Raw genomic sequence first — 25,012 nt, forward strand, 5'->3', positions numbered from 1 at the left:
TGGAAGGAGGGGAACACATGGCTGAAAAACCAGCCCGTTCTAAAGAAGTCGAGAGCGAATTGACGCTCGAACAGGTTAAAGAACAATTAACTGAAATCGGAAAAAAACGCACTGTGTTAACATATGAGGAAATTGCTGACAGGCTCTCTTCATTTGAACTCGAATCTGATCAAATGGATGAGTTTTATGAGACGCTCGGCAATGAAGGTGTTGAACTTGTTTCTGAAACAGACGAGGACCCGAACACCCAGCAGCTCGAAAAGGAAGAAGAGTTCGATCTCAATGACCTTAGCGTTCCTCCTGGCGTGAAAATTAATGACCCTGTCCGAATGTATTTGAAGGAAATTGGAAGGGTCGACCTGCTTTCCGCCGAGGAAGAGATAAACCTAGCCAAACGAATCGAAGAGGGCGATGAAGAGGCGAAACGCCGCCTTGCCGAAGCGAACCTCCGCCTGGTGGTCAGCATCGCAAAACGATACGTCGGCAGAGGAATGCTGTTTCTCGATTTGATTCAGGAAGGCAATATGGGCTTGATTAAAGCTGTTGAAAAGTTCGATTATCGAAAAGGATATAAATTCAGCACATATGCGACATGGTGGATTCGCCAGGCGATCACCCGTGCCATTGCAGACCAGGCGAGAACGATCCGTATTCCGGTCCACATGGTGGAGACAATCAACAAGTTGATTCGGGTGCAGCGCCAGCTCCTTCAAGATCTCGGCCGCGACCCAAGCCCGGAAGAGATAGCTGAAGAAATGGATCTCACACCTGAAAAGGTCAGGGAAATTCTAAAAATCGCCCAGGAACCGGTATCGCTCGAAACTCCGATCGGTGAAGAAGATGATTCCCATCTTGGCGACTTCATCGAAGACCAGGACGCTACATCCCCTTCGGATGCGGCCGCTTACGAGTTATTAAAAGAACAGCTTGAAGACGTGCTTGACACATTGACCGACAGGGAGGAAAATGTGCTGCGCCTGAGGTTCGGCCTTGATGACGGCCGAACACGGACGCTTGAAGAAGTCGGAAAAGTTTTTGGTGTCACCCGGGAACGTATCAGGCAAATTGAAGCTAAAGCGCTGCGTAAACTGCGCCATCCAAGCCGCAGTAAACGGCTGAAAGATTTTCTCGAATAAAAGCTTCGGAAAAAAGTTTACTTCATTCGGTTACCGGTGGAGTAAACTTTTTTTGCTGTACAGGAAGTGAAACATGTCAGCAAGGAAGCATTTTGATGCGGCAGCCAATTTCAAGAATATGGATAAGGGCAGCTGTGCCTCTGTCTTTGCCTAAAGGTTCGCCAATCGGCGAGTTTTCTTTAAGGGTTTGTCTGGTAAGGGCTTCCTGACGTAAACATCTTCGATCTGCCGTTAACATTTCCTGTCATTTATTTTACTCAATTGCTTTTTGATTTGCAAATTGGTGTTGGAATCAAATACCTTTCCTTGCCGGGATGCATTTGGCCATTATGCCAAAACAGGCGGGAAGTTACGTTCCTGCAGTTTGCAGCAAAACGGATTGAAAATAAACCTTTGAGCCGTTTTTGGCTGACTGCCTGGATAGCGTGATGGAGATCGGAAAAGAAACTGTAAATTTTTGTGTTTTTTGCTCTCTTTAGTAACATTATAATATAAAGGGCGGATAATATCATTCAGAATTTTCAAAAATAACATAAAATTCAATTGGGCATCTGTACAAACTTTTTGATGCACCCAATTTTCACTTTCCTGGACAAAAAATAACTTTTCATCGAATTTACAGTGAATATTATGTTAAAATATATTCAGTGTCAGAACCGTGAACTTTTTCTCTTTTCCTTATCCGTCTTTTAAAGTAAAATAAGTTGTAGTCTCAATCGGTTAGAAAGGCAAAAAGTAAATAGCAGTACATAAGGAGGATGGAGTCATGAAGCGTAACCCGCTCATTCCGTTTGCAATGATCGCAGCAATCGGTATTTTACTTATGCTTGTTTTTTCATTTGTCGGCCTCGATAATATGGAAGAAATGGCAAAGGAAGAAGAAGGCGGTGGTGAAGAACAGGCCGCAAGCAATCCCGAGGAAATCGTAAAGCAAAACTGTACAAGCTGCCACGGACAAAACCTTGAAGGGGGAGTCGGCCCTTCACTTAAGGATGTCGGCGAACGCCTTGATGCGGCCAAGATCGAGGAAATCATCAATAATGGTAAAGGCAGCATGCCTGGAGGCGTCATCCCGGCTGACCAGGCAGCAGGCGTTGCAGAATGGCTTGCTGGAGGCGCGAAAAGCGGTGAAGGCGGCGGTAAAGAAGAAGGTAAGGATGAAGGCAAAGAAGAAGGTAAGGATGAAGGCAAAGAAGAAGGCGGTGGAGATAATGCCGCAGCCGCAGAAAAGATCCTTAACCAGAGCTGTACTTCTTGCCACGGACAAAACCTTGAAGGGGGAGTCGGTCCTTCACTTAAGGATGTCGGCGGGCGACTCAAAGCGGATGAAATCCAGGATATCATTGTAAACGGTAAAGGCAGCATGCCAGGCGGATTGGTCCCGGAAAAGGATGCCCAGACTGTCGCTGATTATCTTGCAGAGCAAAAATAAACATGATGAAAAAAGCTATTCCATTTGGGATAGCTTTTTAGTTTGCTCTTCTTCCCTCCGGCCGCACTCACGGTGTCTTTTTTTCCGAGGGACGGCTGTGATTTTGGTCCGGGAAGACACCAGCGGTTGAAAACCCCTGTCGGAACGGATAAGATGAATGAAGAAAATATATAAAAAAGGTGAAGCAAATGAATGAGCTACAGTTATCAACACGGTTAAAAAAAGTTGCCGAATGGGTTCCTGAGGGCGCGCGTCTTGCCGATATCGGCTCGGATCATGCCTACTTGCCTACGTATCTGGCTCTTGGCGCCAAAATCGAGAAAGGCATTGCCGGCGAAGTGGCAGACGGGCCGCTTCGTTCTGCCAGGGAGCAAATCAGAAAAACCGGGTTACAGGATCTTGTTGAAGCACGAAAAGGGAATGGGCTCGATGTAGTCGAAACGGGTGAGGTGAATGCTGTCACCATCGCCGGCATGGGAGGCCTGCTGATCCGTGATATCCTGGATGCGGGAATAGACAAGCTGGACAGTGTAGAAAGGCTTATCCTCCAACCGAACGTCGGCGCAGTCAATATCAGAATCTGGCTTGCTGATAAAGGCTGGACGCTTATTGATGAAGTCATTTTGGAGGAAGAAGACAAAGTCTATGAAATCCTTGTTGCCGAAAAAGGCGATCCCGATAAGCCGTATCAAGGCGTTGACCGGAAAAAGGCTCTTTTTCTTGGACCATATCTGATGCGGCGTAACGATAAAGCTTTTCGCAAGAAGTGGCAGCGGGAACTTTTAGAATGGGAACGTGTCCTTCAACAACTGAAGCAGGCATCAAGGCAGGAGGATGTTGCCGCGAAAAAACAGGTGCTGCAGTGGAAGATCGATACTGTAAAGGAGGCGCTATTATGAAAAAAGCAGCGAACGGCCAGGAAATCATTCAGGCATTTGAGGCGTTTTCCCCAAAAGCATATGCGATGGAAGGAGACAAAATCGGCCTTCATATCGGAACTTTGAATAAGCCGGTGACAAAGGTGCTGACAGCGCTCGATGTCACAGAAGAAGTCGTAGATGAAGCGGCTGCTCTTGGAGCGGAACTGATTATTGCCCACCATCCGCTCATTTTCCATCCTCTAAAAAAAATCGCGACGGATACAGCATACGGCAGGATCATAGAAAAGTGCCTGCAGCAAGGGATTGCTGTTTACGCAGCCCACACAAATCTGGACGTTGCCCCTGGTGGTGTAAATGACCTGCTCGCTGAGAGGTTAGGCCTCGGCCAGACAGATGTTCTCGTCCCGACGATTGAAGTCAAGCTTAAAAAGCTGGCGGTGTTTGTCCCGGAAGATGACCTTGAGCGTGTCAGGGACGCTGTCAGCCGTGCAGGAGCCGGTCATATCGGTAATTATAGCCATTGCACCTTCCAGAGCCCTGGAACGGGAACCTTTTTGCCTCAAGAGGGCACGAACCCTTATATCGGAAGCCAGGGCAAAATGGAGTACGTCAAGGAAGTGAGGCTTGAAACGAGTTTCCCTGAACACCTCGAGAAAAAAGTACTTGCTGCAATGGTGAAGTCTCATCCGTATGAAGAGCCTGCTTTTGATATTTACCCCCTTGAAAATAAAGGCGAGGTGCTGGGTCTTGGACGGGTCGGCTATCTGCCGGATGAGATGACACTCGAACAATTTGCAGAACATGTCAAACTGACGTTGGATGTTCCTTCGGTAAGAATTGCCGGCAACATGGACGAAAAAGTGAAAAAAGTCGCCGTGCTCGGCGGTGACGGAAACAAGTACTGGTCAAACGCCAAAATGAAAGGAGCGGACGTATATGTCACTGGTGACGTCTATTATCATGTCGCCCATGATGCTGTGATGCAGGGGCTGAATGTTATCGATCCGGGACATAACGTTGAGAAGGTTATGAAAAAGGGTGTGAAGGAATATTTGGACAGATATCTATCTTCAAAGAACCTTGGCACGGATGTGTATGCTTCAAAGATTGATACAGAGCCGTTTACGTTTCGGTAATAAACGCTGCCTCGAATAGATAAGAGTTCTTTAGTGCCCCGCAATACTACAAAACCGCGTGCTTTCCGAATTTGCACCAGATATGCAGGTTTATGTGTTATAACAAGATCAGCAGAGGTTTCTGCCATTCGTCGACCCTCTTTGGCCGTCACTTGCCCCGACGTCCAGTTGGCGGCATTGTTTGGACGGGCCTTCGGTTGGCTCCAGTCAGCCAATTAATACGGCATTGAATTTCAGATGGTCATATAAAAAAGGAAGCCTGTTTGTGAAGGCTTCCTTTTTGTGTGATGTCATTTTTTTGTTTTTACTTTTGGCAGTATTTTGGTTGATGTCACTTTCCGTTCCCTTAACCAGGTCGTTTCCTCATTTTCGTCGTAATTCGACAGAAAGTTAATGACTTCCTTCGTGATCGGAGTCGGAGTGGAAGCTCCTGCCGTGACAGCCACCTTCTCAACACCTTTCAGCCATTCAAGATCGATTTCTGTCACGTCTGCAATCCTGTATGCTTTCGTGCCGGCAACCTCTTCTGACACCTGGGCAAGGCGGTTGGAGTTATTGCTGCGCGGATCACCGACAACAAGTGTCAAGTCGGCACCTTTCGCCTGCTCTGCGACAGCTTCCTGACGAACCTGGGTCGCCATGCAAATTTCCCGGTGCATTTCAGCATGTGGATACTTTTTCTGTACAAGCTCCATTATGTCGGCGACATCCCATTGGCTCATCGTCGTCTGGTTTGTGACAATGATTTTGTCATTATCTATATCAAGATTCATGACATCTTGTTCCGTCTGGACGAGATGCACGATGTCTGGTGCAATTCCTACAGCACCCTCAGGCTCAGGGTGTCCCTTTTTTCCGATATAAACGACGTGGTAGCCCTTTTCTTTTACTGTCCTGATCAGGTCATGTGTTTTCGTCACATCAGGGCACGTGGCATCAAGGACTACGAGTCCTTTATCCCGGGCAAGCTGTTTCACTTCGGGTGAAACTCCGTGAGCGGTGAAGATGACCGTTCCCGTATCGATATTCTCAAGAAGATCCTTTCTGTTTTTTCCGTCCAGCGTGATGATTCCTTCTTCTTCGAACGCATCTGTCACATGCTTATTATGGACGATCATTCCTAGAATGTATATTGGACGCGGCAAAGATTTATCCATTGCCGCATTGCGTGCAATCACCATCGCGTCAACTACGCCATAACAATAGCCGCGTGGTGATATTTTTATTACCTCCATCATGGGCCCTCCTCTACTTTAAAGCAGTACCTGTCTTCCGGAAGTCCATCTAGTGCAGCTTCCGGACTTACAGCCGGTTTCTCTCTTTCGAACGCAAGTATGCAATATCTATTATAAAGGACAAAAAGCAGGATTACAAAAAGACTGTAAATCGTAAAATCATATGAAATCCTTGTGAAGGAGTGAAAAAAATGTCGATTTTCGTTATAATACATTGATGGCTAAATTTCAATTATGGAGTAATGATACATGTTGAACCGTATAAAAACCTGGTCCAGAACCTATTTTTTTCAAATATCTGCAGCGCTTGTCACGCTTGTATTGATATCCAGCATCATCATTGTGGTCCTGCTGGACATCAATATGTCGGATAAAATGAAAGAAGTTCAGCTTTCCAAGCATGAGGAGGGGGCGGAAGCGAGCTATTTCGTTTTGGAGCCCCAGCTGTACGGATTGATCGACAAACTGGCCGATCTGGAAAGGAGTTATCCGGATTTCCGCAGCCATTATATGCAGGATGGCAAGGAATATCTCGATACCTCCGAAGGATTCACTTCACTTTTTTTTATAAATAAATTTAACGGAAAAATTGATTGGCTGTCCGGAAGTGATAACCGGATTGAGGGGAATATCCCTGATCTTGATGCAATTAAAAAGGCTTATAACGGCGAATATTCGTTCAGCGGACGTTATGAGGCCGGGAATCAGGACTATATCCTGGTTGCTGGCCCTGTCCATGATAATGGGGTCATCACGGGCGTGCTTGGCGGAGCTGTCTCACTGGATCATAACGCTATTTTTCAACGGTCGCTGAAGCCGCTTGAAAAGGATACAATGATATATTTGCTTGATAAGAACGGGAAAGTGCTCGGCACAAACAGCCCGGTTATACAAGATTACCGGGTGAATGAAGAGGTTTACCGGATCCTTGAGGAAAAGAATGACGTCCAATCGGGACTTGCCAGCCATTTTGATGACGGGACCAATCTTTATTCCTATTACCCGCTCGATGACTTGGATTGGAGCATGGTCATTCAGACACCGAACAAGTATATTTATGAACCGGTGGAAGAAGTAAGGCGGTATAACTTTCTTGTGCTTTTATTGATTTTGTTTTTCAGCATATTATTTGCAGCTTTAATAGCGGCGCGGATGCAGCGTCCGATTTTGGACCTCATTTCACAAATCAAGCATTCGAAAGGAAAACCTCTTCCGCATCAAGTCAGCGTAAAAGGCAATACTGAACTTGAAACGCTTGTGGATGTATATAACACTTTTTCACATGACATGCATGAAGAACAGCAAAAACGGTTCGCACAGCAAAAGGTTCTTCTTCAAAATGAAAAGCTTGCGACAGTCGGCCGGCTTTCTGCGGGGATTGTTCACGAAATACGGAACCCCCTTACACCGATCCGCGGCTTTTTACAGCTCATCCGGACGGATGTTTCAAAGGACAAAATCCAGTACGTGGATCTTGCGATTGACGAACTTGACCGTGCCAACATGCTGGTCAATTCGCTGCTGGAATTCTCAAGGCCGGGCAATGAAAAACAGAAAATGCTGCCGGTCAACTTGAATGAACTGTTCGAACAGGTGAACCTTCTTGTAGAAGCAAACCTTTACAAAAAGAATATTTTATATTCTTATCAGATCCCTGAAGGACTGCCTCCTGTATGGGGAAACAAAGATGCTCTGATCCAGGTCCTCTACAATCTTTGCAATAATGCAATTGAAGCGATGGAGGGGCAAGAGACGGGCAAACTTGAACTTAAGGCAGCCGCAGGGGATGAAAATTGCGTCATAACCGTGAAGGATACCGGGAAGGGAATGAGTAAAGAGGAACTGAATAATGTCGCAAAGCCGTTTTTCACGACAAAAAAGACCGGCACAGGACTCGGGCTTTTCATGACAAAGGAAATCATCCAGGAACATGACGGAAGCCTGCATATTGACAGTATGGCTGGTAAAGGGACGGTTGTCACACTATCACTTCCTGTAATGGCCGGTGGCAAGAAATGAGAAAGGCCTATGCAATCATCCTTGTTGTTTTTATAATAGCAGCCCTTGCCTCCATAGGATTTTTGAAAGAAGCGAGAGAACGTGAAGTGAAAATCGGGTATCACGTTGTCAGTCTCAAGCATCCGTATGCGGAACGCCTTGCTGAAGAATTTGAAGACGAAGCTGTAAAAAGAGGCTTTGTACCGCTTATTGTCAGTGGGAAAAATGACCGCCTCCAGGAGCAGAAGAATATCGATTTTTTAATTGAACAGAAAGTTGATGCAATATTTATAACTGCTCTTGATGGGGATTTTATCGTATCGGCAGTAAAGCGGGCAAACGAAGCAGGAATCCCTGTTTTCGCTATTGACCGCAAAATCAATGGCGGAAAGCTGACTTCCACAATCACATCAGATAATGAAGATATCGGTGAACAGGCAGCCCATTATATCGTGGACAGGCTTACGCGGCGTTTCGGAAAACCGGCGGGAAATGTTGCCGAAGTAAAAGGCCTGCCCGATGTTTCAGCAACAATTGAGAGGTCACAGGGATTTCACAAAGTCCTTTCCCGCTATCCCGGCATAAATATATCTGCTGAAGTGTATGGAGATTACGATCCGATTGTATCAAGAAATGCGGCTTTGAAAATTATAGAAGAGCAAACGGAAATTGATGCTATATTTGCACACAATGATGATATCCTTAAAGGAGTGTATTCGGCTTTTGAGGAAATGAAACCCGGATACAGAACAATCATGGTTGGCGTAGACGGCAACCCCGATATTCTGAAATTGATCAAAACGACTGGAAAGGTGGATGCCACGCTCGTACAGCAGGCCAATAAAATTATGACAGCAGCGCTCAATGCATTCGAAGACCACCGGAACGGCAAAGAGGTACCTGAACAGCTTAATATCAAAGCCTCTTTATACAAGTGAAAAGGTAAATCAAGTGATGAGGAGTTTTATTATGAAAGAAACGAAATTTACCCGCTTCAATTTACAACCATTTCTCATTGATGCAGTTGAAACATTGGGATTTTACAAACCTACGGAAATCCAGGAACGGATCATTCCTTCCATTTTGAACGGCGAAAGTGCAATCGGCCAATCCCAGACCGGGACAGGGAAAACGCACGCTTATTTGCTGCCTGTGCTAAACGGAATCGATACTGGCCGCAATGAAGTCCAGGCGGTCATCACCGCTCCGACAAGGGAGCTGGCCAGGCAAATTTATGATGAGCTGCAAAAGATCACAAAGCACCAGCCTGAAATTCACTCTAAGCTGATTGTCGGCGGAACGGACAGGCTCCGGACGATTGAAAAGCTGAAAAGCCAGCCGCATATCATCGTCGGGACGCCGGGGCGAATCCTTGATTTAATGAAGGAAAATGCCCTTCGCCTCAATACAGCGGGCGTACTTGTTATTGATGAAGCAGATTTGATGTTCGATCTTGGTTTCATTGATGAAGTCGATCAGATCGCATCCCGTATGCCGGAGAATTTACAATTTCTTGTATTTTCAGCCACGATTCCTGAAAAATTGAAGCCTTTCCTCAAGAAATATATGGAAAATCCGCGTTTTACGCATGTTGCGCCAAAGCAGGCTGCCGCAGCCAATATTGAGCATTATGCCATTCCGCTCAGACACAGGGATCGTCTGGAACTTCTCGTTCAGCTGACGGAAACATTCAATCCGTTTTTGGTGATGATTTTTGCCAATACAAAAAAATCAGCCGATGAAGCCGCTGATCATCTGTTATCAAAAGGCATTGAAGCAGGGCGCATGCATGGCGGACTCTCACCGAGGGAACGGACAAAAATGCTGAAGGACCTGAAAGACGCCCGTTACCAGTATGTCGTTGCCACCGATCTGGCATCGAGGGGCATTGATATCCAGGGTGTCAGCCATGTGATCAACCTTGAGCTTCCAGAGGATCTTGATTTTTATATCCACAGGGTCGGCCGGACAGCCAGGGCAGGATTATCAGGGACCGCATACACCCTTTATACGGAAAAGGATGAAGAAAGCCTCGAAAAGCTCGAAAAGCGAAACATCTCCTTCCATAATGTGGATTTGAAAAATGGCGAACTCGAAGATATCGGACCGCGCAATAAAAGAAAGGCGAGAAAACGGCAGCCTGACCACATCGACGAGACGGTCCGCAATAAAGTGAAAAAGCCGAAAAAAGTGAAACCGGGCTACAAGAAAAAAATGAAACAGCAGATTGAAACGATGAAGAAGCGGGAACGGCGCAAACGTAATAAATAAAGGGGGAAACTTGAAAAATAACCCTAACTGGTGAGCTTTTGAGTCTCATCCAGCAAACGAAACGGTATTAAATCCCCTATTCAAATAATATGTACAACACATGGAAACGGTCAGAGCCTTCAGAAGCTCCTGGCCGTTTTACATGCAGTGTTTAGTACGTTAACCCTTTTGCAGAATAAATCTGTTTCATAAGCTGTCGGTAATCAAGCAGTTTAAAACGGAAACGGCGGAACCGGGATATAACTTAAAGGGCCGCATCCCTGCAAATCTGTAAACTGTTTAATAACAATATGGTAAAATAACGGGGGAGAGAATGAGCAATAGCGACCAGATTGGAGTGTAAGAAAAATGAAATTAGGTTCACATGTTTCAATGAGCGGTAAAAAAATGCTGCTTGGTTCCAGCGAGGAGGCAGTTTCCTACGGTGCCACTACGTTCATGATTTACACAGGAGCACCTCAAAATACAAGACGCAAAGCGATTGAGGAACTTAATATTGAAACCGGCCGCAAGCATATGAGCGACAATGGAATAGATGAAATTATTGTCCATGCCCCGTATATCATCAACATCGGAAATACCGCCAAGCCGGCAACATTTCAACTTGGTGTAGATTTCCTCCGTTCAGAAATCGAACGGACCCAGGCTATCGGAGCAAAGCAGATTGTCCTTCACCCGGGTGCCCATGTAGGTGCAGGGCCGGACGCGGGCATCAAGAAAATAATTGAAGGGTTGAATGAGGTATTGTCAAGCGATAACAGCGACGTGCAAATTGCCCTCGAAACGATGGCCGGTAAAGGTTCTGAAATCGGAAGGTCATTTGACGAGCTCGCAAAAATCATTGACGGCGTTGAAAATAATGACCGGCTTTCTGTTTGCTTTGACACTTGCCATACACATGATGCTGGGTATGACATCGTGAACGGCTTTGATTCGGTCCTGAAGGAATTTGACGATACTATCGGTCTTGACCGTTTAAAGGTTCTCCATATCAATGACAGTAAAAATGAGCGCGGTGCCGGAAAGGATCGGCACGAAAACATCGGTTTTGGCCATATCGGTTTTGAGGCTCTCAGCAATATTGTGCATCATCCGGAACTTGCCGATATCCCGAAAATTTTGGAGACCCCGTATGTCGGTGTTGAAAAGAAAGATAAAAAGGCGCCTTACAAACATGAAATTGCCATGATCAAAGACAAGCTTTTTGATGAAGAGCTGCAAAACAAAATAATGTCTGGAAAATAAAATGGGAAGTCGATTTTATAAGCAGTTGCGTTTACGAGGAGAAACAGCATAAATAGCAGATGAATCAGCATATCAATTTGTATGGAATTGGTATGCTTTTTTCATTGTTAAGGAAGTTATAGAATATTGCGTTGTGGATAAAAAGCGAGAAGAGAGTCATCCAGCTCCAGGCGCCAGCGGCTATCGTCATAAGTGGTGATCCCCTTCGGAAGGAAAGATCACCTTCCTGCGGGTACCCCCGCTTATGCGCACGCCGCTAACCGGGCGCCTTGCACTTTTGTTCTTGATTATGTCTATTTTTAAATAGCTTAGAATCGTGATAATAGATGTTGCCACGTGAGAATCAGGGGTGTTCTTCAAGTGAAGGGGAGGCAGCGCAGCGCTCCTGCGGGGTCTCAGCTGTCCCGCTGCTCCCGCAGGAGTCGAGCCCCCTAATTATATTGTGTTTCACCTTGTTCCCATTTAATATGCACTTTTAATTGGTTTTCACTTTTTTCGTGTCATTGCGATTTTATCCTTTCCTTTTGCCTAAAGCTTCATAAATTGCTTGAACAAGTGATGCAGTTCCTTTGCCAGCTCGGGATTTACTTGCCGGGCAATTTTTTGGAGCAGCTTTTTCCTTTCGCTGTCATTGAAGATGTTGATGTTCTTTCCATTCATCATCGCAGCGATTTGCTGTGCTTCTTTTTTGGAGATGTTCAGCTTGTAAAGGGCCGCATATTTCAAAAGTTCCTCAGCGTCAAGAGTATTCAATTTCTGATTGACCACACTTTGAAACAGATTCATCACAAGCCTCCTCGAATTTAGTCAATTTCCTTTCATACAGTATGAAATAAAGGCTGATCACGTGACAGATTTGAAAAGCAATTGAAAATCGGGACACTGTCTCTATCGGCAAAGCGGAAAATTATGTATAATAAGGATAGTATCTGTAATTTTGTGTGGTTTGGTCGAAGGGAGGTCTTATTTTGGGTTCACAGTCAGCAAGGCTGCCGGGGAGTGAAAAAGACTGCGACATTACGACAGAAATGCGTTTTGTCCTTGGCCTCAATGGTGAAGTATTGGAAATGAATGAGAACGCTGCCCGGGTTCTGGGTGACAAAAAAGAGCGTTTTTACGACTATTTTCATCCATCACATCGTGATACAGTTTTTCAATTTTTGAAAGAAATTTCAGATAACGGGTTTGCCCGGCGTTTTTCTCTGTATCATTCCATGGAAGAAGGCAATGTATTAACTTTATATAATGGAAAGCGGTCAGGTGAATTTCTGTATCTGGCTGGTATGCCGGATGTTCGGGTTCTGGCGGAAAACCAGGTTCCGCTCCATCAATTGCTTAAATTGTCGGACAAAGATTTGGTCATAAGGGAGTTTTTGAGTCAAAAGCTTGATCTTTCGATTGTTATGCTGAACAGGAACAATGAACTGATTTTTTGTAATGAAGCCTTCAGTAAACTGTTTGGCCTGGCATGCGGACCTGTTTTTGAAGGCAGGACCATTTCTGAACTTGAAACGGATATTCCTTTAAAGGGAGAACTGAAGAAATTCGTTCAGGATTTACGCAGCAGCGGGAAGACGATCGAACGCTATTATTATGAAGATGAATCGCTTTATCATATCCAGGGGGTCTATATTCCGGACAGCGACTCGCTTTTCATGTGCATACATGACCGTTCATATCAGCAGCGATTCGAAAAGCTGATGTTATATAAACAGCAGATGGAATCTGTTTCACAGCTGGCCGCCGGAGTGGCCCATGAACTCCGGAATCCACTTTCCGTCATCAGAGGGTTTTTGCAGCTTTCTTTCCTTACAAATGACTGGAAGAAATACTATCATACCATCCTTTCAGAAGTGACGAGAATGAATGAAATCATTGAGGACTTTTTATCTGTTTCCAGAAAGAAAATAACCAAGAGAAAGCAAATTCCGGCCGACATTTTCCACTCTTTGATTTACATCATCAGATCAGAATGTCTCTTGCATGATATAACTTTTGAATATCAAATTGAGGAAACGGAGCGGGAAGTGGAAGTTAATGAAGGGATGATCAAGCAGATTCTTCTAAATCTGCTCCGGAACAGCATTGAAGCCTACGAAGGCATTAAAAAAGACCGGAAGTTTATCCTTCAGACATATGTGTCCGACAGTGAATATGTTGTGAATGTGTGTGACCATGGGCCAGGAATTCCTGCAGAGGTTCTTGAGCAGCTGGGTAAACCGTTTTTCACCACTAAAGAGAACGGAAATGGCGTCGGAATTCCTCTGAGCAAAAATATTATTGAGAATCATGGCGGTACCTTTTCAGTTGAAAGTGAACCGGATCGGGGAACACGAACGACATTCACTCTGCCGTTTGTCTGACGGATAAAGATTATTTATGTGGAATGATTCTCTGCTTACATTGCCAGGCGATTGAGGGCAAAAAAGTAAGTACATAATCCACAAATTGGTCATTTAGGAAATTAGAAACAGGAAAAAAGAACCATAGCCCAGCATTTTACAGCAAGAGGAAGTTTGGCGGCGAGAATATCAGGACTCGCCGCCTTTTTGTGAGCTAATTAATGATATCCGATTGTTAGTGGTGTATACACTGAACCGGTTCCCTTGCATCCACTCCTTTTGTCACGTAAGATAAACGTCATGTGACAAAAGGAGTGAATACAAAGTGGGTAAACTGCTTAACCGATATGCCGCTGTACTTGTAATTGTGGTAATAGCGCTCATAGGCTTTTATGAATTTAAGTTGCATGAGGTGAAAAAGGAAGTGTACAGCCTGCAGGCCGCAAATGAAGAACTCGCGGGAAAACAGATGTTCGACTCGTTTGATAAAGAGACAGGTAAAAATAAGAACAAACTGGTTAACGGGTATCTAACCTGGAAAAGCGGAAATGAAATAGCCAATGACCTTGTGAAAAAAAGCGACGGAAAGTTCAAGAAAGACTGGGGTGTCTTCATGGCGAATGAGGCACTTCGCCGCGATATTGACCCATATCTTGTATTTGAGTTGTTGAAGGTGGAGTCAGGCGGGAAATTCGAACCGACATTAAAAGGACCAGAGACAGAATATGGACATGCATACGGAATGGCTCAATTCATGAAGAATACAGCTCCGTGGATTGCGGAAATGGCTGGAATGCCTTACGAAGATGAGTTGTTGTTTGATCCTTATTATTCCATCCAGCTGTCAATCGTTTACCTTGATTTCCTGCAGAAGAGATTCAAGGATTGGGACAAGGCACTGACTGCTTACCACCGCGGTATATATGGTATGGAAAAGTATATTGAGGAAAATGGGCACGCCAGAAGCTGGTATGCCGAAGAAATTCAGGAAAGTGCCGAAGAACATGATTTTGTCGCGTCAGCACGATGAATACTGGGACAGAGACACCTTTATCTTTTTAGAGAAGGTGTCTTTTTAATATTTGCGAGGAATTGTATAGTGAAGAAAAAGGAGGGGCACACTGGTGTGAATGCGCATGCTCCTGAATTCGAAGGCATGAGGATTTACAAAAAAGGGACAATTAGGTATACTACATCCATAGCTAAATCGAAATGATTCCTAAAAACATCCATTAGCCGATATATGTCCGGCCGCCTGGCAAGAATGGAATATAAAAGGGGAATATCTAATGAATAATTTGGATTGCCTTGTTGACATTAAGGATTTGACATACAGATATGAACGGGAGAATGTTCTTGAGAATATAGATCTTTGCATTCCGAAAGGGGCGTTTATTGGGCTGGTAGGTCCCAATGGTTCCGGTAAATCAACGCTGATCAGACTGCTCCTGGGCCTTTTGAAAGTCCAGGAAGGGAAAATAAATTTGTTTGGAATTCCGGCGCAATCTTTTCAGCAGCGTTTTAAAATTGGATACGTATCCCAAAAAGCGAACAGCTTTAATACCGGTTTTCCGGCAACTGTTTCGGAAGTTGTCGGAATGGGCCTCGTATCGAAAATGGGCTTTTTCCGCTTTTATCGAAAACAGGATAAAGAAAAAATCAGACAGGCCCTTGAAACGGTAGGGATGGAAAAATATGCAGGCCGGAATATTGGTGAGCTGTCCGGAGGGCAGCAGCAGCGCGTTTTTATTGCAAGAGCGCTAGTAAGTGAGCCGGAACTGTTAATTCTCGATGAACCGACAGTCGGTGTCGATGCGAAAAATGTGAAAAGCTTTTACGGGCTGCTGAAAAAACTTCATGAGGACGGGATTACAATTTTGCTTGTCACACATGATATCGGAACGATTACAGAGCAGGCGACACACATTGCCTGTCTGAATAAAAAAATGTTTTTCCATGGGGATGCCTGTGAATTTGATGAGTTGAAAGATGATGAACTTTCAAGCTTTTATGGACATCAGCTTCAAACCCTGACACATGAACATTGAAGGTGGGACACGTTATGATTTCCAGTTTATTTCAATATGAGTTTCTGCAGAATGCCTTTTTCACTGGGATGATGATCGGCCTGCTTGCCCCGCTTATGGGTGTATTTATCGTCGTCAGGAGATTGTCGCTCATCGCAGACGCCCTTTCCCATATCACCCTCGGTGGCATTGCGTTTGGCATGCTTATTCAGAAACAAACAGCGGGATTCGCCTTTTTAAATCCTCTTTACATGGGGATGGTTTTTTCTGTCATCGGCTCGCTTTTCATGGAACGCCTGAGAGATGTATATAAGCATTACCAGGAGCTTGCTGTGCCGATCATTTTATCCGGCGGTGTCGGCTTAAGCGTCATTTTCATTTCACTCGCAGACGGTTTCAATGCGGACTTGTTCGGATACCTATTCGGAAGTGTTACAGCTGTCAGCCGAATGGATCTCTGGACTATTCTTGTGATAACGGTAGCCGTGGCGATCATTATCGGTCTTTTTTATAAAGAATTGTTTTTCCTTTCATTCGATGAGGAACATGCAGTCGCATCAGGCGTCAAAGCAAAATGGATCCACTTTGCCTTTATCTTGATGGCGGCTTTGATCATTGCGGCTTCGATGCGGATAGTCGGAATCCTGCTTGTTTCTTCACTGATGACATTGCCGACGGCCGCTAGTATCAGAATAGCGAGAGGGTTCAAGCAAACGATTTTTTTGTCAGTTATATTTGGAGAGGTATCGGTTCTGGGGGGGCTGTTCGCTGCCTATCATTTGGATCTTGCACCGGGCGGCACAATCGTCATCATTGCAATTTTTATTCTTATTGGTGCGATTTTCTGGAAAAAAAGCCGGCAAGGCTGAGATGTTGAGGTGAATTAATATGAATGTGAAAGGCGCATTGGATTTGCTCAAGGAACAGGGTTACAAATACACAGATAAGCGCAAGGATATTCTGGAGCTTTTCTTTTCAACTACCCGATATATGACAGCAAAAGACGTGCTAGCATATTTGAAGGATGATTATCCTGGATTGAGCTTTGATACAATTTACCGCAATCTTTCGCTTTTTGCCGATCTCGGTATTTTCGAAATGACTGAGCTTGAAGGTGAGAAGCATTTCCGGTTCCGCTGCTCAACAAGCGAGCATCACCATCACTTCATTTGTACGGATTGCGGCAAGACGGAACGGGTCGATTTGTGCCCGATGAGAGAAATTCCGGGTTTGAATGGATATGATGTTACCGGCCATAAATTCGAAATTTATGGAAGGTGTCCGGAATGTGCTGCTGATTCACATACCAGCTAACACTAAGCAGAGCTGTCCGATTCGGGCAGCTTGTTAAATTCAGCGAATGGGGCGGCAGGCTTTCATGAGCTTTAATAAGCAAACATTAACACCCATAATCGCTTCTGGATTGCTCATACTATAAATGCTCCTCACAACAGAAAGCGAGGGATAAGTATGCCAGGACGTATGGAAGAACAAGGAGATGCCCTTTATTATGGCGGGCAAGGAGAAGTCAGTGAAAGGCTTGCATCAGATGATTACTCCGAAGAAACAGCCGGAGAGGTGGCTGTCCCGGTTGCGGATACAGCAGGTACGGGAGCTTTCAGGCAAAGGAACGAAGCTGAGGAAACCCGCCGAAACGGTGAGGGTGGTCTCGAAGGCAACAATGAGGCTGCCAATGAAGGACGAGGAGTGGGCTATGCGGCACTGGCCCTATCCATCATTTCACTGTTCGTATTTCCAGTGTTGATGGGGGCAGCCGGCATCATTGTCGGATTTGTCGCCCGCCGCAGAGGAGCAGCCGCACTTGGATCATGGGCGATCGGCATCGGTATTGCTTCATTGGCGATCAGCCTGTTTTTCGCTCCATTCTTTTAACAAAACAGCATAATGCATTAAAAATGCCTGGCGCTTGGCGCCAGGCTTCGTTTATTTCTGCTGTAAAAAATATTCTTCAGCGATTTTGTCCACTTCTTTTTTCAGTTCCTCGACCATTGTTTCTTCAGGCACTTTCCGGATAATTTCCCCATGGCGGAAGAGGAGTCCCTCTCCGCGCGCACCGGCAATGCCGATATCCGCTTCACGTGCTTCACCAGGCCCATTGACGGCACACCCGAGAACGGCGACTTTTATCGGGGCCTTTATTGTAGAAATGTATTCTTCCACTTCATTGGCAATGCTAATCAGGTCGATTTCAATCCTTCCGCAGGTAGGGCATGATATCAGTGTTGCAGCATTTGATGCCAGGCCGAAGGACTTCAGCAATTCTCGGGCAACCTTCACTTCTTCAACGGGGTCGGCACTCAGAGAGATGCGTACCGTGTTGCCGATACCTTTGCTGAGAATGGCTCCGAGTCCGGCAGCGCTTTTCACTGTGCCGGCAAATAAAGTTCCTGATTCCGTGATGCCGAGATGGAGCGGATAATCGAAAGCACGGGACGCTTTTTCATAAGCCTCGATGGCCAAATTCACGTCTGATGCCTTCAAAGAAACGATTATATCATGGAAGTCAAGGTCCTCGAGGATTTTAATATGATGAAGGGCGCTTTCGACCATGCCATCAGCAGTAGGGTATCCGTATTTCTCAAGAATCCGTTTTTCAAGAGATCCCGCATTGACACCGATCCGAATCGGAACTCCGCGTTCTTTTGCAGCTTTTACAACAGCTTCAACCTTTTCGCGGCGGCCGATATTACCGGGGTTGATACGGATTTTATCTGCTCCGCCTTCAATTGCCTTCAACGCCAATTTATAATTGAAATGTATATCTACCACAAGCGGTATATTTATTCTTTTCTTGATTTCAGAAATGGCATCTGCAGCCCGTTCATCGGGACAGGCCACCCGTACAACCTGGCAGCCGGCTTCCTCCAGACGGAGGATTTCAGCGACTGTTGCCTCCACATCATGCGTTTTGGTCGTCGTCATACTCTGTACGACAACTTCATTGTTTCCGCCGATTGTCAGGTTCCCAACTTTAACCGGGCGGGTTTTTGTGCGATGTGTTATTTCGTTCATGCAGGAATCGCTCCTTATTTAAAGTCAATTATTTATGTGAATACTTCTCCATTATAAAGGCTACTTTAATTTTTTAGAAGCTGCAAGGTTTAAATAGGGAAACAGCTATTCATAAAATGGAAAACGGTACGTTTTGCCGATGTGGAGAGCAGCAAGGTTTCCATTAGGGTTCAATGCTTCAAAATCAGAAATAATTTCATCAATCGGCACTGGACTTGTTCCGCCGTGGATTTTTTCTACGACTGAAAGGACGGTGTCACCTGGTTTGACGACGCGGTTTTGATATTGGATATCCAGATCGTCACCGGATTTGCCAGCGGCAGCAGTATGAACTGCCGGAACAGTATTTGCCGGAAGCGTTCCAGTCGTCAAATCAAAATAGATGATGTAAAAAACAAGACAGGCACAGCCCGCAAGCAGAAATCGTTTCAAGTTAAACAGCCCCTTTTTTACCATATAGGAAAGTATAAAATGTCAACAAGGAAGTTTCCGGCGCACCAGCCAAAATTAAAAATATAAATAAGAACAGCTGCGTCATTGTCTTCCCTAAAGACTTGCCAGTCGGCGTCCTTTCTTTATCACTATATGCTTGTCCATCATATAAGCATGACAAAATGAAACTATTTATCCGAAAAATCGTATATCATAATATACAGGATGACATTTTATGAAGGGGGAAGTCATATGGAATGGCTGGCCAATCCGGCGGCAGGTTTTTTCATCATGCTGCTGGCGTCATTATTTTTATTTGGAGAGCTCCTCGTGAAAGCAAAGGGGATATTCGGCCTTGTCGGTGCAGGCCTGATGGTCTTTTATTTTTCTTACCATTTATCCGAGGTGACAGCTGCCTGGACAGCAGCAGCATTTATTGTAGGGCTTGTATTGATTGTGATCGACGGAAAGCTGGTGAACGACGGAACACTGGCTGTCATCGGTTTGATAGTAATGGTTGGATCTGTTGCATTGCCGGCGCCCGGTTGGGTGTACGGGTTCATGGCCGGCTCAGGGCTTGTGCTGGGAGCCGGAGCTTCACTGGCATTTCTGAAAATTTTTCCGCACCGCGAGTTATGGCAAAAGGTCACGCTGAGAGACAGGCTTACAGGTGAAACGGGTTATAATTCAATAAACCAGGGATATCGGGGCCTTATTGGCAAAGAAGGAGTAACGAAAACGCCTTTTCACCCGGTCGGAACAATTGAAATCGACGGACAATCATACAGCGCTGTGACCGACGGGAAATGGCTTGAAGCAGGCAGGGAGATTGAGGTTGTTTCAGTTGACGGCACAAAAATAGTTGTTACCGCAGCAGAAAGGAAAGCCGGCGATGAACTAAATGACTGATACGGTGTCTTCTTTGCCGCGGGGCGGGCAGTGAGCTCAGCAGCGGAAATCAACTCCCCGGTTTAAAATGCAATATATTATTACGCCAATAAATAGACAATTGCTCAGGGCAGTTCATCAGAAGCCCTGAGCAATTTTAATGTTATTTACTATGTTAAATTACTTGTTGATTTGCTGCTGATTCGATTCCATTTTAACCGCCAATTGCAATTTTCACCTTCAGTACCCATTGGTTTAACGGTGCATTTTCGGTTTAAAGTGCATCCGGCCTTTTTTCTTTGGGGAGCGGTACTTCCTTTATGACCAGATAGAGGATAACAATTGCCGTTGCCCAATATAATAAGAAAGAAAATGGTATGAAAATGCCGAGAGCATTGACAAGGGCAAAAAAGATTGTCGGTATTGTAACTGCATAAGCCGACATCACCCATATATGCTTGAACGTCAGTTTCCTTGCCAGTGATTTGGCAGCCATCATTCCGATAAAAGCAAGTACAGTGATACCAATAAATTTAAACCCGGTCTGGAAGATATACATGATTAAAAACAGAATCGGCAGCAAAATATATAGAAGGTCATCGCTGTCCTGCAAAAATGTAAGCAGCCTTTCCTTGCTCATTTCCATTCCGCTAAGCCCTTCGTAAGGAAGGGTCTGGATATCCGCTCCCATTTTGTATACAGCCTGGTTCTTCAGCAAGGCCAGAGCATTTTCGTACTCATTTAGATCGGCACTTGAAAGTTCGCCGGTCGAATCAAAGACAAACGTGAAGTCCTGTTCCTTTCTTATGATCGGCTTGTCAGCTTCTGAAGTCAATTCACCGTTTTCAATCTTAAATGCCGGGACTTCTTCTGACAGGAGTGCTGTTGTTTCATCCAGCCAGGCATTTATCGAAACCGACATTGAAATGAAGGCTGGGATCATAGAAATGAGCATCATGACGAAAACGTACAAAATCGTCTTTCCAATGCCCTGGAACCGGAATGATGCCATGGTCTTTGGTGATGCAAAACTCATATAAAATTGCTTAAATACGTTCATTCAACCACATCCTTTTGTCTCTCTGCTGCTAATTTTAATTGTACCAAAACATTTTGCGGCGGCAATAGGAAGTGCCAAATCACAATCGGAAAAGGGAAATTAATTTTTTGAAAAGAAATTGGATAAATATCTTTACAAACAAATGGGTATTAAAAGATAATAGTGAAGGTGTGTTGATAATTGTCGAACGACAAAATATTCTCGAGGGGTTGAATCTTGGTGGAATTGGACATTCAATTGATGATCTTTCAGTTCGTCGGCGGTCTGGGGATTTTCCTATTTGGAATAAAGTATATGGGGGATGGCCTCCAAAAATCTGCCGGTGACAAACTGCGCGATGTATTGGATAAATTCACGACGAATCCGCTGATGGGCGTATTGGCGGGAATAATCGTGACAGTAATGATTCAGAGCAGCTCGGGTACGACCGTATTGACGGTTGGACTTGTTAATGCCGGGTTCATGACCCTGAAGCAGGCGATTGGTGTCATTATGGGAGCGAATATAGGTACCACTGTAACAGCATTCATCATCGGTATTAAAATTTCAGATTATGCTCTCCCAATTATTGCAGTCGGTACGATGTTGCTTTTCTTCTTTAAAAATCATAAGGTGCAATACGTTGGGCAGGGGATTTTTGGATTCGGTGCCCTGTTTTATGGCCTGGAATTGATGGGTGACGGCATGAAGCCGCTTCGCTCTCTTGAAGCATTTCAGCAGCTTACACTTGATATGAGCCAAAATCCGCTCCTCGGTGTCGTGATTGGAACTCTCTTTACTGTCATTGTACAGAGTTCAAGTGCGACAATCGGAATATTGCAGGAGCTTTTCAACCAGGGGTCGCTTGAACTTGGGGCGGCGCTGCCGGTCTTGTTCGGTGATAATATCGGTACAACAATTACAGCGATTCTGGCTGCAATCGGAGCCAGCATAGCTGCCCGCCGTGCAGCTTTGACACATGTGCTCTTCAATTTGATCGGCACGACGGTTTTTTTGCTTATTCTCCCGCTGTATGCAAATGTCATTTCTTTTGTCCAGACATCACTTGATCTGAATCCGAAAATGACCATTGCCTTTGCGCATGGAATTTTTAACGCGTCGAATACAATTATTCAGTTTCCTTTCATCGCCATGCTTGCAATTATTGTCACAAAGTTGATACCTGGCGAAGATTCGATCGTAGAATACAAACCGAAACACTTGGATCCGATTTTCATCCAGCAGTCTGCTTCGCTAGCGCTCGGCCAGGCAAAGGAGGAAGTCCTCCGCATGGCAGAATTTTCGGCGAAGGGTCTTGAAGAGTCAAATCAGTTCTTGAAAACGAAACAGACTAAGCATGCTGATATGGCAAGACAGCTTGAAGAAGCCATCAATAATCTCGACCGGAAGATTACCGATTATCTTGTCGATCTTTCTTCCGCTTCCTTATCTGACCAGGAATCGGAAGCCCATTCCGTTTTGATGGATTCGGTCCGTGACATCGAGCGGGTCGGCGACCACGTTGAAAATGTAGTTGAATTGGTCGAATATCAAATTGCGAATAAAGTGAAGATGACTGATGAAGCAATGGAAGATCTTGATGAAATGTTCAATCTTACGATTTCCACCCTGCGCCAGTCGATCCAGTCACTGAGTGACATGGATGTGGAAGCGGCACGTGAGGTAGTAAAGAAAGAAGATCAAATCGATAAAATGGAAAGAACATTCCGCAAACAGCATATTCTTCGTTTGAATGAGGGGAGCTGCTCAGCTTCTGCCGGAATTGTTTTTGTCGACATCATCAGCAACCTTGAGCGTATTGGCGACCATTCCGTCAATATTGCGGAGGCAGTTATCGGAGAAGAGTAATGGTTCAGGCAGGGAGCTCCCTGCCTGTTTTTTCTGTTAAGGAAATTATTAAATTTAAATGTTGTGGATAAAAAGCCAGGAGGGAATCGTCCAGCTCCAGGCGCCAGCGGCTATCGTCATAAGCGGTGATCCCCTGCGGAAGGAAAGATCACCTTCCTGCGGGTACCCCCGCTTATGCGTACGCCGCTAAGCGGGCGCCTTGCGCATTAGTTCTTTGAATGCCATTATTCAACATGTCCACAAGGAAAAAAAGGAATCACGGTGGGAATTTGACAGCGGCATGAAAAACGTTGAACAATAGATAAAAGGAGTGTCTATAAATGGACATATTGTACTGGATTATTATTATTACAGCGTTCCTGATTGCTTTCATCGGCCTGGTGTATCCGGTTATACCTGTTGCATTGTTTCTTGCCGTCGGTTTTGTGTTATATGGTGTTTTCTTTTCATTTGATCCATTTACCATTTCATTTTGGATCGTGGAAGGCATTTTGATGCTGTTTCTGTTTTTATCAGATTATATCGCTAACTGGTTAGGGGTTGAGCGTTCAGGGGGTTCGAAATATGCCGTAAGAGGAAGCATCGCCGGTTTAATCATCGGTCCGTTTCTCCTGCCTCCGTTCGGAATAATCATCGGACCGCTTGCAGGTGCTTTCCTCGCTGAGTGGCTGTTGAACAAATCTTCCGTCAAAATGGCGTTTAAAGTGGCATTGGCTGCGCTGGCTGCATTTTTAGCAGGCGCTGCAATGAAAGCAGTAGTGATGGTTTTTATGATAGGATATTTTTTGTGGATTGTCCGCTAACTGGCTATTGCAGTGCACACTAAAACATGCTATATTAAATGTTGTCCTTTTCATTAATCGTTTTATTTGGATAAAATAACATATTGACGTGGAAAGAGAATGTATGTTATTTTAGATAATGTCGCTAAAAGATATTATTTCATATGAATTCAGTGGCGAGAGACCACATCTGTGAATCAGCTGACGCATTTCCTTCTTTGAATAACCAGAAGAGGAAGAAGCAGCAGGTCTTGACAGAATATCGTTAAGGAAGATAGATAAACATTCCACAGTAGCTCAGTGACGAGCAACAACATCTGTGAATCAGCTGCGAGTTGCTTCGACGCATATCCTTCTTTGAATAACTAGAAGAGGAAGAAGCAGTAGGCCTTGACTGAATACCATTAAGGAAGATAGACAATTATTCCACAGTAGCTCAGTGGTAGAGCCCTCGGCTGTTAACCGAGCTGTCGCAGGTTCGAATCCTGCCTGTGGAGCCAATGGCGGTGTAGCTCAGCTGGCTAGAGCGTACGGTTCATACCCGTGAGGTCGGGGGTTCGATCCCCTCCGCCGCTACCAGCTTTCCTCAGGAAATTCCATTATGGCGGCTGTGGCGAAGGGGTTAACGCACCGGATTGTGGCTCCGGCATTCGTGGGTTCGATTCCCATCAGTCGCCCCATTACATACCTTTAAAAGTTTGACCCCTTTATTCAATCCGGGTCCGCTGCGAGATGCCTCAACGCATATGCCTCCTTGAATCATCTGGAAGAGGAAGAGGCAGGTTTATTGAAAACTAAATAACTGTGAAAGCCAACTTTATTTTATATTGGACCCTTAGCTCAGCTGGTTAGAGCTATCGGCTCATAACCGATCGGTCGCAGGTTCGAGTCCTGCAGGGTCCACCAATATTGCGGAGGAATACCCAAGTCTGGCTGAAGGGATCGGTCTTGAAAACCGACAGGGGCTTTGCGGCCCGCGGGGGTTCGAATCCCTCTTCCTCCGCCATCTTATATACTTATGAAGAACATGAATAAGGAAGAGGCAGGCAGCAAAAAAAGCCAGCCTGCATGGAAACAATTACATACTTAATAGGGCTCGATAGCTCAGTCGGTAGAGCAGAGGACTGAAAATCCTCGTGTCGGCGGTTCGATTCCGTCTCGAGCCATCCGGAAAGCACCTGCAAAATTGCAGGTGCTTTTTTAATTGTAACGGAATTATAAAATGTAAGCGTTGTGGATAAAAAGCCAGGAGGGAATCGTCCAGCT

21 protein-coding genes, 6 tRNA genes and 2 pseudogenes are annotated in these 25,012 nt (G+C 45.1%); 24 read left to right on the forward strand and 5 right to left on the reverse strand.

The annotated features are described in order from the left end of the window. The first annotated feature begins 17 nt into the window (after nucleotides 1-17). The 5 genes and pseudogenes from rpoD (at nucleotide 18) to A4U59_RS10130 (ending at nucleotide 4,585) form a co-directional block, all read left to right on the forward strand. On the forward strand, nucleotides 18-1,136 hold the full coding sequence (rpoD, locus tag A4U59_RS10115; RefSeq protein ID WP_070120642.1) for an RNA polymerase sigma factor RpoD: 1,119 nt from the start codon (nucleotides 18-20) through the stop codon (nucleotides 1,134-1,136). Nucleotides 1,137-1,902: 766 nt separating this feature from the next. After that, a pseudogene (gene cccA / locus A4U59_RS22210) lies at nucleotides 1,903-2,247 on the forward strand (cytochrome c550); the annotation flags it as partial. A gap of 111 nt (nucleotides 2,248-2,358) precedes the next feature. Then, nucleotides 2,359-2,568, forward strand: a pseudogene (locus tag A4U59_RS22215) (c-type cytochrome); the annotation flags it as partial. 188 nt (nucleotides 2,569-2,756) lie between these two features. Continuing rightward, complete coding sequence (locus tag A4U59_RS10125; protein ID WP_070120644.1) at nucleotides 2,757-3,467, forward strand: tRNA (adenine(22)-N(1))-methyltransferase; 711 nt, start codon at nucleotides 2,757-2,759, stop codon at nucleotides 3,465-3,467. Then, nucleotides 3,464-4,585, forward strand: coding sequence for a Nif3-like dinuclear metal center hexameric protein (locus tag A4U59_RS10130; RefSeq protein ID WP_070120645.1), 1,122 nt, complete (start codon nucleotides 3,464-3,466; stop codon nucleotides 4,583-4,585). The genes A4U59_RS10125 and A4U59_RS10130 overlap by 4 nt, the downstream gene beginning before the upstream one ends. 290 nt (nucleotides 4,586-4,875) lie before the next feature. Here the strand turns inward: A4U59_RS10130 and A4U59_RS10135 are convergent, their stop codons facing one another. Next, nucleotides 4,876-5,820 (reverse strand): 4-hydroxy-3-methylbut-2-enyl diphosphate reductase, encoded by a 945-nt coding sequence (locus tag A4U59_RS10135; protein ID WP_070120646.1) that lies wholly within the window; start codon nucleotides 5,818-5,820, stop codon nucleotides 4,876-4,878. Between the two features lie 249 nt (nucleotides 5,821-6,069). On the opposite strand from A4U59_RS10135, the gene A4U59_RS10140 reads away from it, so the two are divergent. The 4 genes from A4U59_RS10140 to A4U59_RS10155 all read left to right on the forward strand — a co-directional run bounded on the left by A4U59_RS10140 (nucleotide 6,070) and on the right by A4U59_RS10155 (nucleotide 11,334). Further along, nucleotides 6,070-7,839, forward strand: a complete 1,770-nt coding sequence (locus A4U59_RS10140; protein WP_070120647.1) for a sensor histidine kinase — start codon at nucleotides 6,070-6,072, stop codon at nucleotides 7,837-7,839. Further along, nucleotides 7,836-8,756, forward strand: coding sequence for a sugar ABC transporter substrate-binding protein (locus A4U59_RS10145; protein WP_070120648.1), 921 nt, complete (start codon nucleotides 7,836-7,838; stop codon nucleotides 8,754-8,756). The genes A4U59_RS10140 and A4U59_RS10145 overlap by 4 nt, the downstream gene beginning before the upstream one ends. Before the next feature lie 31 nt (nucleotides 8,757-8,787). Beyond that, nucleotides 8,788-10,089 carry a DEAD/DEAH box helicase gene (locus A4U59_RS10150; protein WP_070120649.1) on the forward strand — a complete coding sequence of 434 codons (1,302 nt, stop codon included), beginning with the start codon at nucleotides 8,788-8,790 and terminating at the stop codon, nucleotides 10,087-10,089. Nucleotides 10,090-10,437: 348 nt separating this feature from the next. Beyond that, a complete protein-coding gene (locus A4U59_RS10155) occupies nucleotides 10,438-11,334 on the forward strand; it encodes a deoxyribonuclease IV (protein ID WP_070120650.1) in 897 nt (298 codons plus the stop codon). 528 nt (nucleotides 11,335-11,862) lie between these two features. Here the strand turns inward: A4U59_RS10155 and A4U59_RS10160 are convergent. Next, nucleotides 11,863-12,120, reverse strand: coding sequence for a DUF2624 domain-containing protein (locus tag A4U59_RS10160; protein ID WP_070120651.1), 258 nt, complete (start codon nucleotides 12,118-12,120; stop codon nucleotides 11,863-11,865). 182 nt (nucleotides 12,121-12,302) lie between these two features. On the opposite strand from A4U59_RS10160, the gene A4U59_RS10165 reads away from it, so the two are divergent. The 6 genes from A4U59_RS10165 to A4U59_RS10190 all read left to right on the forward strand — a co-directional run bounded on the left by A4U59_RS10165 (nucleotide 12,303) and on the right by A4U59_RS10190 (nucleotide 17,596). Continuing rightward, a complete protein-coding gene (locus tag A4U59_RS10165) occupies nucleotides 12,303-13,697 on the forward strand; it encodes a two-component system sensor histidine kinase NtrB (protein ID WP_070120652.1) in 1,395 nt (464 codons plus the stop codon). 304 nt (nucleotides 13,698-14,001) lie between these two features. Then, nucleotides 14,002-14,706, forward strand: coding sequence for a lytic transglycosylase domain-containing protein (locus A4U59_RS10170; RefSeq protein WP_245680533.1), 705 nt, complete (start codon nucleotides 14,002-14,004; stop codon nucleotides 14,704-14,706). Between the two features lie 259 nt (nucleotides 14,707-14,965). Next, a complete protein-coding gene (locus A4U59_RS10175; protein WP_070120653.1) occupies nucleotides 14,966-15,724 on the forward strand; it encodes a metal ABC transporter ATP-binding protein in 759 nt (252 codons plus the stop codon). Between the two features lie 14 nt (nucleotides 15,725-15,738). Continuing rightward, a complete protein-coding gene (locus tag A4U59_RS10180) occupies nucleotides 15,739-16,572 on the forward strand; it encodes a metal ABC transporter permease (RefSeq protein WP_070120654.1) in 834 nt (277 codons plus the stop codon). Nucleotides 16,573-16,591: 19 nt separating this feature from the next. Continuing rightward, nucleotides 16,592-17,017, forward strand: a complete 426-nt coding sequence (locus tag A4U59_RS10185; protein ID WP_070120655.1) for a Fur family transcriptional regulator — start codon at nucleotides 16,592-16,594, stop codon at nucleotides 17,015-17,017. 156 nt (nucleotides 17,018-17,173) lie between these two features. Further along, complete coding sequence (locus tag A4U59_RS10190; RefSeq protein WP_106406319.1) at nucleotides 17,174-17,596, forward strand: DUF308 domain-containing protein; 423 nt, start codon at nucleotides 17,174-17,176, stop codon at nucleotides 17,594-17,596. A gap of 51 nt (nucleotides 17,597-17,647) precedes the next feature. On the opposite strand, the gene ispG is transcribed toward A4U59_RS10190, so the two are convergent. Both ispG and A4U59_RS10200 read right to left on the reverse strand, forming a co-directional pair. Beyond that, nucleotides 17,648-18,736 (reverse strand): flavodoxin-dependent (E)-4-hydroxy-3-methylbut-2-enyl-diphosphate synthase, encoded by a 1,089-nt coding sequence (gene ispG, locus A4U59_RS10195; protein WP_070120657.1) that lies wholly within the window; start codon nucleotides 18,734-18,736, stop codon nucleotides 17,648-17,650. 105 nt (nucleotides 18,737-18,841) lie between these two features. Next, on the reverse strand, nucleotides 18,842-19,168 hold the full coding sequence (locus A4U59_RS10200) for a hypothetical protein (RefSeq protein WP_070120658.1): 327 nt from the start codon (nucleotides 19,166-19,168) through the stop codon (nucleotides 18,842-18,844). A gap of 252 nt (nucleotides 19,169-19,420) precedes the next feature. On the opposite strand from A4U59_RS10200, the gene A4U59_RS10205 reads away from it, so the two are divergent. Next, nucleotides 19,421-20,077 carry an NfeD family protein gene (locus A4U59_RS10205; RefSeq protein WP_070120659.1) on the forward strand — a complete coding sequence of 219 codons (657 nt, stop codon included), beginning with the start codon at nucleotides 19,421-19,423 and terminating at the stop codon, nucleotides 20,075-20,077. Nucleotides 20,078-20,330: 253 nt separating this feature from the next. On the opposite strand, the gene A4U59_RS10210 is transcribed toward A4U59_RS10205, so the two are convergent. Continuing rightward, a complete protein-coding gene (locus A4U59_RS10210; RefSeq protein WP_070120660.1) occupies nucleotides 20,331-21,116 on the reverse strand; it encodes a DUF1189 domain-containing protein in 786 nt (261 codons plus the stop codon). 219 nt (nucleotides 21,117-21,335) lie between these two features. Here A4U59_RS10210 and A4U59_RS10215 point away from each other — a divergent pair, with 219 nt between their 5' ends. From A4U59_RS10215 to A4U59_RS10250, 8 genes are all read left to right on the forward strand, one after another. Then, the gene (locus A4U59_RS10215) at nucleotides 21,336-22,964 is read left to right on the forward strand and encodes a Na/Pi cotransporter family protein (protein WP_211274924.1); all 1,629 of its coding nucleotides are present in this window, start codon (nucleotides 21,336-21,338) and stop codon (nucleotides 22,962-22,964) included. Nucleotides 22,965-23,284: 320 nt separating this feature from the next. Beyond that, nucleotides 23,285-23,767, forward strand: a complete 483-nt coding sequence (locus tag A4U59_RS10220) for a DUF456 domain-containing protein (RefSeq protein ID WP_070120662.1) — start codon at nucleotides 23,285-23,287, stop codon at nucleotides 23,765-23,767. Nucleotides 23,768-24,171: 404 nt separating this feature from the next. Beyond that, nucleotides 24,172-24,246, forward strand: a tRNA-Asn gene (locus tag A4U59_RS10225). A gap of 2 nt (nucleotides 24,247-24,248) precedes the next feature. Beyond that, nucleotides 24,249-24,325 (forward strand) — tRNA-Met (locus tag A4U59_RS10230). Nucleotides 24,326-24,350: 25 nt separating this feature from the next. Further along, nucleotides 24,351-24,426 (forward strand) — tRNA-His (locus tag A4U59_RS10235). 149 nt (nucleotides 24,427-24,575) lie between these two features. Continuing rightward, nucleotides 24,576-24,652 (forward strand) — tRNA-Ile (locus tag A4U59_RS10240). A gap of 7 nt (nucleotides 24,653-24,659) precedes the next feature. Then, nucleotides 24,660-24,752 (forward strand) — tRNA-Ser (locus tag A4U59_RS10245). A gap of 87 nt (nucleotides 24,753-24,839) precedes the next feature. Then, nucleotides 24,840-24,912, forward strand: a tRNA-Phe gene (locus tag A4U59_RS10250). The last annotated feature ends 100 nt before the right edge of the window (nucleotides 24,913-25,012 follow it).

This window comes from Bacillus marinisedimentorum (genome assembly GCF_001644195.2).
In the GTDB taxonomy this organism is placed as follows: Bacteria; Bacillota; Bacilli; order Bacillales; family Bacillaceae_O; genus Bacillus_BL; species Bacillus_BL marinisedimentorum.

Coding starts and splice junctions, on each gene's coding strand:
- rpoD (WP_070120642.1), top strand. CDS start 18: ATGGCTGAAAAACCAGCCCGTTCTAAAGAAGTCGAGAGCGAATTGACG.
- A4U59_RS10125 (WP_070120644.1), top strand. CDS start 2,757: ATGAATGAGCTACAGTTATCAACACGGTTAAAAAAAGTTGCCGAATGG.
- A4U59_RS10130 (WP_070120645.1), top strand. CDS start 3,464: ATGAAAAAAGCAGCGAACGGCCAGGAAATCATTCAGGCATTTGAGGCG.
- A4U59_RS10135 (WP_070120646.1), bottom strand. CDS start 5,820: ATGGAGGTAATAAAAATATCACCACGCGGCTATTGTTATGGCGTAGTT.
- A4U59_RS10140 (WP_070120647.1), top strand. CDS start 6,070: ATGTTGAACCGTATAAAAACCTGGTCCAGAACCTATTTTTTTCAAATA.
- A4U59_RS10145 (WP_070120648.1), top strand. CDS start 7,836: ATGAGAAAGGCCTATGCAATCATCCTTGTTGTTTTTATAATAGCAGCC.
- A4U59_RS10150 (WP_070120649.1), top strand. CDS start 8,788: ATGAAAGAAACGAAATTTACCCGCTTCAATTTACAACCATTTCTCATT.
- A4U59_RS10155 (WP_070120650.1), top strand. CDS start 10,438: ATGAAATTAGGTTCACATGTTTCAATGAGCGGTAAAAAAATGCTGCTT.
- A4U59_RS10160 (WP_070120651.1), bottom strand. CDS start 12,120: ATGAATCTGTTTCAAAGTGTGGTCAATCAGAAATTGAATACTCTTGAC.
- A4U59_RS10175 (WP_070120653.1), top strand. CDS start 14,966: ATGAATAATTTGGATTGCCTTGTTGACATTAAGGATTTGACATACAGA.
- A4U59_RS10180 (WP_070120654.1), top strand. CDS start 15,739: ATGATTTCCAGTTTATTTCAATATGAGTTTCTGCAGAATGCCTTTTTC.
- A4U59_RS10185 (WP_070120655.1), top strand. CDS start 16,592: ATGAATGTGAAAGGCGCATTGGATTTGCTCAAGGAACAGGGTTACAAA.
- A4U59_RS10190 (WP_106406319.1), top strand. CDS start 17,174: ATGCCAGGACGTATGGAAGAACAAGGAGATGCCCTTTATTATGGCGGG.
- ispG (WP_070120657.1), bottom strand. CDS start 18,736: ATGAACGAAATAACACATCGCACAAAAACCCGCCCGGTTAAAGTTGGG.
- A4U59_RS10205 (WP_070120659.1), top strand. CDS start 19,421: ATGGAATGGCTGGCCAATCCGGCGGCAGGTTTTTTCATCATGCTGCTG.
- A4U59_RS10210 (WP_070120660.1), bottom strand. CDS start 21,116: ATGAACGTATTTAAGCAATTTTATATGAGTTTTGCATCACCAAAGACC.
- A4U59_RS10220 (WP_070120662.1), top strand. CDS start 23,285: ATGGACATATTGTACTGGATTATTATTATTACAGCGTTCCTGATTGCT.